This window comes from Xanthobacter oligotrophicus (assembly GCF_008364685.1).
Classification (GTDB): domain Bacteria; phylum Pseudomonadota; class Alphaproteobacteria; order Rhizobiales; family Xanthobacteraceae; genus Xanthobacter; species Xanthobacter oligotrophicus.
Genome location: NZ_VTTL01000006.1, coordinates 196,198 through 208,657, shown reverse-complemented (window position 1 = coordinate 208,657; position 12,460 = coordinate 196,198). Strand labels below are relative to the sequence as shown.

Annotated in this window: 12 protein-coding genes; 3 read left to right on the top strand and 9 right to left on the bottom strand. The window is 68.5% G+C overall.

Going from position 1 to position 12,460, the window contains the following annotated elements:
* The 5 genes from pstB to FZ033_RS11870 form a co-directional block, all read right to left on the bottom strand.
* Complete coding sequence (gene pstB / locus FZ033_RS11890; protein ID WP_149576349.1) at nt 1–825, bottom strand: phosphate ABC transporter ATP-binding protein PstB; 825 nt, start codon at nt 823–825, stop codon at nt 1–3.
* Nucleotides 826–889: 64 nt separating this feature from the next.
* Entirely contained in the window at nt 890–1,723 is an 834-nt protein-coding gene (gene pstA, locus FZ033_RS11885) for a phosphate ABC transporter permease PstA (RefSeq protein ID WP_149576348.1), read from the bottom strand.
* Nucleotides 1,724–1,741: 18 nt separating this feature from the next.
* The gene (pstC, locus tag FZ033_RS11880) at nt 1,742–2,698 is read right to left on the bottom strand and encodes a phosphate ABC transporter permease subunit PstC (protein ID WP_232847447.1); all 957 of its coding nucleotides are present in this window, start codon (nt 2,696–2,698) and stop codon (nt 1,742–1,744) included.
* 198 nt (nt 2,699–2,896) lie between these two features.
* On the bottom strand, nt 2,897–3,937 hold the full coding sequence (gene pstS / locus FZ033_RS11875; protein WP_149576346.1) for a phosphate ABC transporter substrate-binding protein PstS: 1,041 nt from the start codon (nt 3,935–3,937) through the stop codon (nt 2,897–2,899).
* Between the two features lie 123 nt (nt 3,938–4,060).
* Nucleotides 4,061–5,596, bottom strand: coding sequence for an ATP-binding protein (locus FZ033_RS11870; RefSeq protein WP_149576345.1), 1,536 nt, complete (start codon nt 5,594–5,596; stop codon nt 4,061–4,063).
* Between the two features lie 366 nt (nt 5,597–5,962).
* Between FZ033_RS11870 and FZ033_RS11865 the strand changes: the two genes are divergently transcribed.
* On the top strand, nt 5,963–6,655 hold the full coding sequence (locus FZ033_RS11865; protein ID WP_149576344.1) for a hypothetical protein: 693 nt from the start codon (nt 5,963–5,965) through the stop codon (nt 6,653–6,655).
* A 46-nt stretch (nt 6,656–6,701) separates the two neighbouring features.
* On the opposite strand, the gene FZ033_RS11860 is transcribed toward FZ033_RS11865, so the two are convergent.
* The 3 genes from FZ033_RS11860 to FZ033_RS24535 all read right to left on the bottom strand — a co-directional run bounded on the left by FZ033_RS11860 (nt 6,702) and on the right by FZ033_RS24535 (nt 8,899).
* Nucleotides 6,702–7,523, bottom strand: coding sequence for an exodeoxyribonuclease III (locus FZ033_RS11860; protein WP_149576343.1), 822 nt, complete (start codon nt 7,521–7,523; stop codon nt 6,702–6,704).
* 395 nt (nt 7,524–7,918) lie between these two features.
* Entirely contained in the window at nt 7,919–8,179 is a 261-nt protein-coding gene (locus FZ033_RS11855) for a hypothetical protein (RefSeq protein WP_232847446.1), read from the bottom strand.
* Nucleotides 8,180–8,215: 36 nt separating this feature from the next.
* Nucleotides 8,216–8,899 carry a cold-shock protein gene (locus FZ033_RS24535; protein WP_149576342.1) on the bottom strand — a complete coding sequence of 228 codons (684 nt, stop codon included), beginning with the start codon at nt 8,897–8,899 and terminating at the stop codon, nt 8,216–8,218.
* 570 nt (nt 8,900–9,469) lie between these two features.
* Here FZ033_RS24535 and FZ033_RS11845 point away from each other — a divergent pair.
* Nucleotides 9,470–10,126, top strand: a complete 657-nt coding sequence (locus FZ033_RS11845; protein ID WP_232847445.1) for a nitroreductase family protein — start codon at nt 9,470–9,472, stop codon at nt 10,124–10,126.
* Between the two features lie 109 nt (nt 10,127–10,235).
* Here the strand turns inward: FZ033_RS11845 and FZ033_RS11840 are convergent, their stop codons facing one another.
* Entirely contained in the window at nt 10,236–10,508 is a 273-nt protein-coding gene (locus FZ033_RS11840; RefSeq protein WP_232847444.1) for a hypothetical protein, read from the bottom strand.
* Between the two features lie 251 nt (nt 10,509–10,759).
* Here FZ033_RS11840 and FZ033_RS11835 point away from each other — a divergent pair, with 251 nt between their 5' ends.
* Entirely contained in the window at nt 10,760–12,370 is a 1,611-nt protein-coding gene (locus FZ033_RS11835) for a gamma-glutamyltransferase family protein (RefSeq protein ID WP_149576341.1), read from the top strand.
* Nucleotides 12,371–12,460 lie beyond the last annotated feature (90 nt).

Below are 12,460 nucleotides of genomic sequence, written 5' to 3'. Positions count from 1 at the left end.
TCAGCCGAAGCGGCCGGTGATGTAGTCGCGCGTCTTGATTTCCTTCGGATTGGTGAAGATCACGTCCGAAGGCGCCACCTCGATCAGCTCGCCGAGATAGAAGAAGGCGGTGATGTCGGCGCAACGCGCGGCCTGCTGCATATTGTGCGTGACGATGACGATCGTGAAGTCCTGCTTCAGCTCGTCTATCAGATCCTCGATCTTCGAGGTGGAGATGGGGTCGAGCGCCGAGGTGGGCTCGTCCAGCAGGATCACCTCGGGGCGCACCGCGATGGTGCGGGCGATGCACAGGCGCTGCTGCTGGCCGCCGGACATGCCGAGCGCCGAGGTGTGCAGGCGGTCCTTGGTCTCGTCCCAGATGGCGGCCTTGCGCAGGCACCATTCCACGCGCTCGTCCATCTGCGCCTTGGTGAGCTTCTCGTGCAGCTTCACGCCGAAGGCGATGTTGTCATAGATGGACATGGGGAACGGGGTCGGCTTCTGGAACACCATGCCGATGCGGGTGCGCACGATGGTGGAATCCAGCTCCTTGCCGACGATGTTCACGCCGTCATACAGCACCGCGCCCTCGGCCCGCTGGCCGGGATAGAGGTCGTACATGCGGTTGAACACGCGCAGCAGGGTGGACTTGCCGCAGCCCGAGGGGCCGATCATGGCGGTCACCCGCTTTTCCGGCACATGGAAGTTGATGTTCCGCAGCGCGTGGTTGCTGCCGTAGTAGAATTGCAGGTTCTCCACCTTGATCTTGGCGGGCGCGGCCAGCGCGTCCGGACGGGCGGCGACCGAGGAGGAGATGTTGAAGGTGGGATCGACGGCTGAAGTCATTTTGGCCTCGCTTCGGAGGATGAATTCGGAAGGGTTCGGGTGCGCGGGAGCCTAATGGGCGGGCCTAATGGCTCCGCGCGAGGAACAGGCGGGACGCCACGTTGAGCACGAGCACGCCCACGGTGATGAGCAGCGCCCCGGCCCAGGCGAGGGAGACCCAGTCGTCGAACGGGCTGCCGGCAAACTGGTAGATGGCGATGGGCAGGCTCGCCATGGGCTTCGACAGGTCGGTCGACAAAGCGTTGTTGCCGAGCGAGGTGAACAGCAGCGGCGCCGTCTCGCCGGCCGCGCGGGCGATGGCGAGCAGGATGCCGGTGACGATGCCCGCCCGCGCCGCGCGCCAGGTGATGAACATGACCACCTTCCACTGCGGCGCGCCCAGCGCAAAGGCGGCCTCGCGCAGGCCCACGGGAACGAGGTTCAGCATGTCCTCGGTGGTGCGCACGATCACCGGGATCACCAGGATGGCCAGCGCCAGCGAGCCGGCCCAGCCGGAGAAGCCGCCGAACGGCACCACCAGCAGGGTATAGATGAACAGGCCCACCAGGATGGAAGGGGCCGACAGCAGGATGTCGTTCACGAAGCGGGCGGCGGCGCCGATCTTCGTGCCCTTGCCGTTCTCGGCGAGGAAGGTGCCGCAGAAGATGCCGATGGGCCCGCCGATGACGAGGGCGATGCCGATCTGGATCAGCGAGCCGACGATGGCGTTCAAAAGGCCGCCGCTCTGGCCCGGCGGCTTGGTGACCTGCGTGAACACGTTGAGGCCGAGGGCGGGCAGCCCGCGGGAGAGCAGGGTCCACAGGATCCAGCCCAGCAGGAAGATGGCGAGGACGGCAAAGCCCGTCGAGATCGCCTTGATGGTGGTGTCCTTGGCGCGGCGCGCGGCGAGGGAGGCCATGATTGCCTGCTCCTTGGATCAGTCGAGCCGCGAGCGCACGAGCGCCCGGGACAGAGCCAGCACAATGAATGAGATGACGAACAGGATGAAGCCGAGCTGCAGCAGCGAGGTCAGCTTCAGGGACCCGATCGCCGCTTCCGGGAACTCGTTGGCGATGGTGGAGGCGATGGTGGCTCCGGGCGCGAACAGGGAGGCCGACATGCGCGTCGCGTTGCCGATGACGAAGGTGACCGCCATGGTCTCGCCCAGGGCGCGGCCGAGGCCCAGCATGATGGCGCCCACCATGGCCGTCTTGCCGTAGGGAACCGAGACGTTCTTGTAGACCTCGTAGGTGGTGGCGCCGATGCCGTAGGCGGATTCCTTCAGCATGGGCGGAACCGATTCCAGCGTCTCCACGAACATGGCGGTGATGAAGGGCAGGATCATCACCGCGAGGATGAGGCCGGCGGTGAACATGCCCGAGCCCAGCGGCGGGCCGGCGAACAGGGCGCCGATGACCGGCAGGTTGCCGATGGTGTCGATGATCGGCGGCTGCACATAGGCGGCCATCAGCGGGACGATGACGAAGAAGCCCCACATGCCGTAGATGATGGAGGGCACGGCGGCGAGCAACTGCACCGCGACGCCGATGGGCCGCTTCAGCGGCTGGGGCGCGATCTCGGTGAGGAAGAAGGCGATGCCGAAGGACAAAGGCAGGGCCACCACCACGGCGATGATGGCGCTGAACAGCGTGCCGTAGATCATCACCAGGGCGCCGAAATTCTCGGTCACCGGGTTCCACGCGGGCGACCAGATGAAGTCGAGCCCGAAATGCTTCAGCGCCGGCAGTCCGCCCTGGAACAGCTCGGCGATGATCAGGCCGAGCAGGACGAGGACGAAAATGCCGCTCGCCCACAAGAGGCCGACGAAGATCGGGTCGGAGATCCGGCCGGTCGCCTTCGCCTTGGTGATGGGCTGGACCGATCCAGACCCCATGCTATCCACCGTCGCGTCCATTGGATGCCTGTCCCCCGCGCGCCGCTGCCGGCGGCCTGATCCGAAGCCAGGGCTGCACGCGCTCTCGCGCCGCCCGTCATCTGAGTGCCGCCGCCCGCCCCACGGCGGAAGGAAACGCGCACCCCTGCCATGAAAGAAGCGCCGCCCCGGTGGGGGCGGCGCAGATGATTGCCGGGATCAGAGGACGGGCTTGCCGTCCGGACCCTTGATCTCGCTCTTGAAGGCTTCTTCAACCTGCTTCACCACCGCCTCGGGAAGCGGGATGTAGTGCAGCTGCTCGGCGATCTCGGCGCCTTCCTTGGTGTAGGCCCACTTGAAGAACTCCATGGTCACGCGCGAGGCGTCCACGTTCTTCGGGTCCTTCGGCAGAAGGATGTAGGTGGGGCTGACGATCGGCCACGCCTCGGGGGCGGGGGCGTCGATCATGGAAGCGGCGAAGTCCTTGGCGCCCTTCCAGTCGGCGGAGGCGGCGGCGGCCTGGAAGCCGGCGACCTCGGGGCTGACGAACTTGCCGGCCTTGTTCTGCAGCTGGGTCACCACGAGCTTGTTGGCGGCGGCGTAGATGAACTCCACGTAGCCGATGCCGCCCTTGGTGTTCTTGACCGTGCCGGTCACGCCTTCATTGCCCTTGGCGCCCGCGCCGATGGGCCACTGCACCGAGGTGGCGGAGCCGACCTTGGACTTCCAGTCGGGGCTCACCGCCGACAGGTAGGAGGTGAAGATGGAGGTCGTGCCCGAGGAGTCCGAGCGGTACACCGGCACAACGGCGGAGGACGGCAGGGTCACGCCGGGGTTGAGGTCAGCGATGGCCTTGTCGTTCCACTTGGTGATCTTGCCGAGGTAGATGTCGGCGAGCACCGGGCCGGTGAGCTTGAGCTGGTTGGTGACGATGCCGTCGAGATTGACGGTGGCCACCACCGAGCCGATCACGGTCGGGAACTGGAGCAGGTTGTTGGAGGCGAGCTTCTCGCCGGGCACGGTGGCGTCGGAGGCGCCGAAATCGACGGTGCGGTTGATGATCTGGTTCTGACCACCGCCGGAGCCGATGGACTGGTAGTTCAGCGTGTTGCCGGTCTTCTCTTTGAACTTCGCGCCCCAGGCCTGGTAGACGGGGGCCGGGAAGGACGCGCCAGCGCCGGTGAAGTCGACGGCCTGAGCGCTGCCAGAAAACAGCGTGCCGGCTACGGCGATCGCGCCGAGAGCGGTGGTGAGCTTCACGGTAATTCTCCTTGCCAAATCCGTTGCCGGTCCAGGCCTGACGCCGGGGCAACATTGGGCTCGGGACTCTTAGCCCCGGTCAGCCAAGGTTCTATGACGACCGCATGACATGGAGATGACAGGCTAAACGGCTGTCGGCCCGCCATTTTTTTCCGGACCCGGCAAAGCGTCAAGGCGAACGCTGAAGGTTGCGCCTTCTCCCAGCACGCTATCGATGCCCAGCCGACCGCGATGGCGCGCCACGATGTGCTTGACGATGGCGAGCCCCAGCCCCGTACCGCCCTGGTCGCGGCTCGCCGCCACGTCCACCCGGTAGAAGCGCTCGGTCAGGCGCGGCAGGTGCTCGGGCGGGATGCCGGGGCCGAAATCGCGGATGCTCACCACCGCCGTACCGTTCTCGCGGAACAGGCGCACCTCGATCCTTTTGCCGGGGGCGCCGTATTTCAGCGCGTTCTCCACCAGGTTCTCGAACAGGCGGATCAGCTCGTCCCGGTCGCCCAGCACCTCCAGCGGCGCGGCATCCTTCACCTGCTCCAGCGCCACGCCGCGATCCTTGGCGAGGGGGGAGAGGGTGTCGCACACATGGGCGAGGATGCCGGCGAGGTCCACCTTGGTCTGCGGCCGCACGTGGGCGTTCAGCTCGATGCGCGACAGGGAGAGCAGGTCATCGATGAGGCGCGACATGCGCCGCGCCTGCGCCGCCATGATGGCGAGGAAGCGCTCGCGCGCCGGGGCGTCATTGCGCGCCGGGCCTTGCAGGGTCTCGATGAAGCCGGACAGGGAGGCGAGCGGGGTGCGCAGCTCGTGGCTGGCATTGGCCACGAAGTCGGCCCGCATCTGCTCCACCCGCCGCTGCTGGGTGAGATCGCGGAAGGTGAGCAGCACCGCGTCGGGCGCATCCGTCGGCCGGCGGCCGCCGGAGCGGTTGCCAGACTGGGCCTCCAGCCGCAGCGGCACCACATGAGCCTCCAGCCAGCGATCGAGCGGGATGCGCTCGGCGAACTCCACCCGCCGCGGCAGGCCGTCCTCGGCGGCGGCGCGCACGGCGTCCAGCACCTCGGGCACCCGCACCACGAAGGACAGGGGATCGCCCACGCGGGTCGCCCCGATGGCGAGGGCGAAGCGCTCGTTGGCGGTGATGATTTCGCCCGTGGCCGACAGCAGCAGGGCCGGCTCCGGCAGGGCGGCCACCACCGCCGCCGCCTGCGCATCGCCGCGCACCGGGGGCGCGGGCGGCGGGGGCATGGGCGGCGCCTCCGGAAGGGATGGGACGGCGGGGGCCGCGGGCAGGCTGAACAAGAGGGCCACGAGCAGCGCCACCATGAGCGCGGCGAGCAGCGGATCAAGCGCATCGAGCGCCACGCCGGCGACGGCGGCAAGCGCCAGCGCCGCCATGAGGAAGAGCGCCCGCCGGCGCGGGCCTTGCTGTGTTGGGCCACCGGCCAGAGGCGAACCGGAAGCGGGGGAACCCGGCGTCCCAACGCTCGCCTCGGCACCCTTCGTCTCGGGACCCTTCGTCTCCACCGCGCCGGCCTCCACCGCGCGCGCCTGAGCTTCAGCCGCCACCGGCCCCCGCTGGCCGCTGGCGCCATCGGCCTCGTCGCGCGGCGCAGCGGCATGCTGGAGGTCCGTATCCCGCTCGGGTCCAGCCATCGCCATTCTCTTTGCGCCTCCCCGGGCGTCTATGTTGGGCGCCGTTCCGGCACCGGCCGAGCGAATCGCCCGTTGGCGTCCGCTTGCTCGGATGCTGGCGCCGCTCAACGAAGCCATTACGACAGCTTCCGCGCGATCGTAAGGCGATCCACAGCCGGCAAACGCTCGCCCGCAGCGAAAGGCCGGCGCCATGGGATGGCTCCATTTGAGCACTATCCTCTTTTCAAGGCACGGGCACGAGGCGGCTCGCCGGCTCTCACTAGGGAGGGCTCCGCGATTCACCCTCTGGATTGAAACCGTTCCATTTGCGTCTAAACGGATCGCGCCCCGGCGCCCATCTGCTATGAGGAGGTTCAAGCGGAGGACCCGACCATGCGACAGCCCCAATCGTGCCGGGCAACGCGGCACGGCCCCCTTGTGTCCATCGTGTCCCTCAGCGCCGTTCTGGCCGGGACGCTGCTCGGCCTGGGCGCGGCGGGCGCGGACCCGGTGCCGCTGCCGACGGTGGATTTCGCCCTGAGCGCGGACCTGCGCCGGGGCGGCAGCATGGATCTCGCCCACAGCCAGGGCAAGATGCGGGTGGAGATGACCAAGCCCAACGTGCCCGGCAGCATCGTGGGCATCATCGACCTCAGGGCGCGCCGCATGGTGGTGCGCACCCCCAACCTGCCCAATATGGCGGTAGAGATGGAGCTGCCGCCCGAATATGCCCTCGGCGCCCTCAGCGGCTCCGGCCTGCGGGTGGGGGAGAGCCAGGTGGTGGGCGAGGCCTGCGACCTGTGGAAGCTCGACGCCCCTGCCAGCGCGGTCGGTGGCGTGGCGCTGGGTCCCACTACCGCTTGCATCACGCCGGACGGCATCGCCCTGCGCACCGAGGTGGAGGTGCAGGGCAAGAAGCAGACGGTGTTCGAAGCGCTCAAGCTCACCCGCGCGCCGCAGGATCCCAAGCTGTTCCAGCTGCCGTCGGGGGTGCAGGTGATCAAGGTGCCGAAGGGCAAAATCGGCTCCGCCCTGGGCCTGCCCAACCTTGGCGCGCCGCTGCTCGACCTCGCGCCGAAACCCTGACGCATGATGCCGGGGACGGCCGCGCCAGCTGCGCGGCACCGCCCCGTCAGCCGAAGGTGAGGGCCACCGGCACGTGGTCGGAGGGCTTTTCCCAGCCGCGCGCGTCCTTCAGCACCGTCATGGCCTGCGCGGACGGCGCCAGGCTCTGGCTGGCCCAGACATGGTCGAGCCTGCGGCCGCGGTCGTTGGCGGTGTAGTCCGGCGAGCGGTAGCTCCACCAGGTGAACAGCTTGTCCTTGGGCGGCACGATGGTGCGCATCACGTCCACCCAGGGGCCGGAGGCCTGGAAGCGATTCAGCTTCTCCACCTCGACGGGGGTGTGGCTGACCACGTTGAGAAGCTGCTTGTGGCCCCACACGTCGGTCTCGAGGGGGGCGATGTTGAGGTCGCCCACCACCACCGCGTGGCGCCCGGCATCCGCCGCTGCTGCGGTGAGCGGCGGCCAGGCCGTCACCTCGTCGAGGAAGGCGAGCTTGTGGGCGAACTTGGGGTTCAGCTCCGGGTCCGGGATGTCGCCGCCAGCCGGGACGTAGAAATTGTGCACCGTCAGCGGCTTGCCCAGTGCGTGCTCGGGGGCGAGGGTCACCGCCACGTGCCGGGCATCACCCTTACCGCAGAAATCGCCCTTCTCCACCGAGAGGAACGGCCGGCGCGAGAAGGTCGCGACCCCGTGCCAGCCCTTCTGCCCGTTGAGGGCGATGTGGGGAAAACCCATGTCGCGGATGGCGGCGAGGGGAAACTTGTCGTCCTGGCACTTGGTTTCCTGGAGGCACAGGACGTCGGGCCGAAGCGTCTCCACCGCCGCACGGACGATGTCGAGACGAATGCGGACGGAATTGATGTTCCAGGTGCAGATTGTGAGGGGCAAGGCAATGGCGGACTGAAAAGGAAGGATGCCGCGAGCCTTACACCCCTGTGCCGTCGGCAGGCAAGCCGCGCGTGGCGCACCACGGCTGCGGCCAAGTCGCACGAAAAGGGCGGGCGAACGAAGTCACCTGAACCAAGTCGGGGCGCGCATGTGCCTAGAACCCGCCACCACGGCTCGCGACCAGACTTCGCACACGTCCCGCGCCCAAGGCCAGGGCTGACCTCAGGTTGAATCGCGCGGGAAACCACGCTGCGCCATGCGTCCGGGGAATGCGAACGGGGAAGAGCCGGCCAGCCCGTGGAAGTGCCGATGCGCGCGCCTCGGCCGGGGCCACGCGCCACCGAGCCGAAAGCCGGTTCAGGACGCGACGACAACCGGGCCGGGCGAGGACGCGCTCAGCGGCGGTCGCCCTCTTCCTGGATGAGAGCCTCGGTGGCGGCAATGGCGCCTTCCAGCTCGGAAATCTTGCGCAGCATGCCGTCGGAAGGAAGGGCGGTGCTCTTAGCTGCGGTCAGTACCAGGTCTCGTTGAGCCGCCTTGAGTCGATCGAGCAGGCTCGAAAGGTCGGCCTCTGCCTGTTGCGCCATTTTGGTCTTGAACTCCAGAAATGCCAAAAACAGGCGAAGCGGGAAGCCTCGCCCGTTCGGTTGATCCAATCCCGCCGCCCCGAAGGACGGCGGGAGGATGAATGATCAGTCGGCGAGCTCGATGCCGCGGGCTTCAGGACCCTTGGGGCCCTGACCCACCTGCACCACCACGCGCTGGCCTTCGGCCAGGTCGGTGAGGCCGGAACGCGAGATGACGGTGACGTGCACGAACACGTCCTTGCCGCCGCCTTCCACCGCGATGAAGCCGAAACCCTTGTCGGGGTTGTACCACTTCACGGTGCCGACGCGCTCTTCGGTGGGGCCGGTGGCCGCACGGGGACCGGCGCCGCCGGCGCGGGGGGCGCCGCCGAAGCCGCCGCCGCCAGCACCGGGACCGGCGCCGAAGCTGCGACGCGCAGGCGCGGCCTCGGCCGTAGAGGTATCAACCTCCAGGACCTCGGTCACCTGGCGGCCCTTCTGGCCCTGGCCGACGCGGACCGAGAGCTTGGAACCGGGAGGCACGCTTTCCTGCCCGGCCGCCTCGAGGGCGCGCGCGTGGAGGAACACGTCACCCGAGCCATCGGCGAGCTCGACAAAGCCGAAGCCCTTCTCGGGGTTGAACCACTTGACGGTGGCGTCGATCGGCGGGCCGGACGGGGCGGGTGCGCTGAAGCTGCTGCTGGGCGAAGAAAACGGACGGTCCCCTCCGAAGCCGCGATCACGCGGCGGCGCAAAGTCGTCATCAAAGCCACGGCGGCGCGGCTCTCGGAAGTCTCGGTTACGGCTCATGTGTATTTCCGTTGAGGTCAGTCGCCAATTTTGGCTTAGGGCCATCCACCACTGCCGGATGAAATGCGTTTCTCATGCTTTAACTTGCACGTTCCCGGCGTCTTGAAATCCGCCTTCGCACAACGCTCAATCCAGCCACCCGCGTCTCGCCTCGCAGCCTAATGGACAGGCCGGAAACAGGACCCATGACAATGGGCGCACTCCTCCGGCCAACAAACAGACTAACACATCTGCCTCGCTTTGGTACATGAATGTTGGGCCACAAGGCGCCATCTGTGGAGCGGGGCGGCGTGGACCCTGAACCCGCGGCGGGCCGGCGAGCCCGTTTGCCTGGAAAAGCAGCGTGACCGCACGTGGTTCCGCTCCGTTGGGGGTGTGGAACAACTCCATTTCTATTGTCGCGCCCCTGTGTTTTTCTCCGCTCACCGGGCGCAGCGGGCACGTTTCTGGCGCAACAGCCGGATCCGCCTCTAAACTCCTTACAAGAGAATGCGTTATCCAATCAGATGCCGGTGCAATCCGATCGGCGCGGGCTCTGGCCCCCGGACGATCGCCCCGACAGGACAGCCCATGACCCAATCGGTTCCCCGCCACCATCACCAGACCGCAGCCACCGCCACGGCGCCGCTGGCGCCCATCGCGGTCGAGCCCGTGCCGCAGACGCTGGCGCTGCTGGAGACGCGCCGCTCCCTGCCCCTGCGCGCGCTGGTGGAACCCGGCCCCGACACCGCCGAGCTCGACCGCATGCTCGCCATCGCCGCCCGGGTGCCGGACCATGGCCGGCTGGTGCCGTGGCGCTTCATCGTGCTCGAAGGGGAGGCGCGCGCCGCCGCCGGCGACCGGCTGGATGCGCTCTATGCCGCGCAGAACCCCGGCCTTGCGCCGGAGAAGGCCCATATGTGGCGCGACTATCTGCTGCGCGCCCCGGTGACGGTGGTGGTGGTGAGCCGCACCGATCCGGCGGCCAAGATTCCGGAATTCAATCAGGTGCTGTCCGCGGGCGCTGCCGCAATGAATTTGGTGGTGGCGGCCACCGCAATGGGCTTTTCCGCCTTGTGGCTGCTGAAATGGCCCGGCCGCGATCCGGATGCCGCAGCCCTGCTCGGCGTCGCGGCGACGGAACAGGTGGCCGGCTTCCTCCATATCGGCCGGCCGGCAGCCCGGGCTGAGGACCGGCCCCGCCCCCCGCTCGACCAGATCGTCACGCGGTGGCGGCCGGCGCCCTGAGGCGTCTTGGAGCGTTTTCGAGCGAAGTGGAGACCGGTTCGCGTGAAGAAAACGCCTCAATACGAGACTCTGGAGCGTTTTCGGTGAGCCCGTGCGAACGGAAAACGCTCTAGATGGTGAGGGAAGCCTCCACGCGCACGGCGCGGCGGAAATAGACGACGCTCACATAGGCGGCGGCCAGGCCGAACAGGCCCATCAGGGCATATTCGCCCACATCGCCCAAATTGAGCAGGCCCGCCAGCGCCCAGCCGGCGGCAACGGCCGTGGCGAGGGCCTCGGTGGCGATGAGCGCGGTCGCGCTCAAGACCGTGAAGAGATTGCCGCCGTGCCGCGCCACCTTGGAACCCGCCATGTTGGAGCCGGCCTCCTGCGAACCTGCCATTTTCGTCTCCCGCGGCTTCGGCCTCGGCCTGCCGCTGCTTATACCTCTGGCTCAAAATGCCTCAGGTCCATGCTACCTAGGCTGTTGAACCTGACTCGCCCGCCACGGCGCCTCGCGAACCCCGCGCCGCGCCGGCCGGAAGACCGGGACCTTGGGTCCTGAACGGGTCGGGAAACTGCGACGCGCGCGCCGCCGGGTCAAGTCCGCCCGGTGGTCGCGTGAAGTTGGTCACGCTGAAAAGGAGAGCTTGCATGCTGCCGGCCGAAGCCCACGAGAGCCTCCACGCCATGGGAGGCATGGTCGCCGCCCCGCACCAGCTGGCGGCGGAGGCGGGACGCGAGGTGCTGGCCGAGGGCGGCAACGCCATCGAGGCCATGGTGGCGGCAGCCGCCGCCATCGCCGTGGTCTATCCGCACATGAACCATGTGGGCGGCGACGGCTTCTGGCTCATCCGCGAGCCCTCGGGCCGGGTGCGCTATATCGAGGCCTGCGGCTTCGCCGGCGCCCGCGCCACCATCCCCTTCTATCATGACCTCGGCCTTGGGGCGGTGCCCACCAGGGGACCGCTGGCCGCCGTCACCGTTCCCGGCGCGGTGGACGGCTGGCGCCTCGCCCTTGAGGCCGCCGCCGTCCATGGCGGACGCATGACGCTCAAGAGGCTGCTGGAACCCGCCGTCCGACATGCCCGCGAGGGCGTGGCCGTGTCGCGCTCCCAGGCCGCCCTCACCGCGCAGAAGAAAGCCGAGCTGGAAGACGCGCCGGGCTTTGCCGCCGCCTTCCTGACGCCAGACCGGGCGGTGCCGAAGGCGGGAACGCTCCAGCGACAGCAGCGCCTCGCCGACACCCTCGACCATCTGGCCCGCGCCGGCCTCGCCGATTTCTACCGCGGCGACGTGGGCCGCGAGATTGGGACGGACCTGGAGCGCATCGGCAGCCCTGTCACCCGCGAGGACCTCAAGCGCTATGCGGCGGTGGAGCGCCCGCCGCTGGCGGTGGACATCGGCGCCGGACGGCTGTTCAACGCCCCGCCGCCCACCCAGGGGCTGGCCTCGCTGCTCATCCTCGCTCTGTTCGACCGGCTGAAGGTGAAGCGGGGCGACAGCTTCGAGCACGTGCACGGCCTCATCGAGGCCACCAAGCGCGCCTTCCTGGTGCGCGACAAGGTGGTGTGCGACTACGACCACCTCACCCATGACCTTGCCGCTTTGCTCACCCCCGAGGCCATCGCCAAGCGGGCCGACGGTATCGAGATGGGCCGCGCCCTCCCCTGGCCGCAGGGCAAGGCTGGCGGCGACACGGTGTGGCTCGGCGCGGCGGACAAGTCGGGGCTGATGGTGTCCTATATCCAGTCCATCTTCTTCGAGTTCGGCTCGGGCTGCGTGCTGCCTTCCACCGGCGTGCTGATGCAGAATCGCGGCGCCAGCTTCTCGCTGGAGCCAGGCGCTCTCAATCCGCTGACGCCCGGCCGGCGGCCGTTCCATACCCTGAACCCGGCGCTGGCGGTGCTCGCCGACGGGCGGGTGATGGCCTATGGCACCATGGGCGGAGAAGGCCAGCCGCAGACCCAGTCCGCCGTCTTCAGCCGCCACGTGCTGTTCGGTGTGCCGCTGGGGGAGGCCATCGCCCGGCCGCGCTGGCTGCTGGGCCGCACCTGGGGCGATGTGGAAACCCGGCTGCGGCTGGAGCCGCGCTTCGACGACGAGGTAGTGGAGCGCCTCAAGCTGGTGGGGCACGACCTGGCCCTGGTCCCGGACGCCTACAGCGATACCATGGGCCATGCAGGGGCCGTGGTGCTGCATCCCGGCGGGCGCATCGAGGGCGCGCATGATCCGCGCTCCGATGGCGGCGCGGCGGGGGTCTGAAGCGCCGCAAGGCGGGCGCGGCCATCCGGAAGGCCCGAAATAAAACCGGCTGCCCCCCGGGGAGAGGGCAGCCGGCGGCTTCGGCTCTTG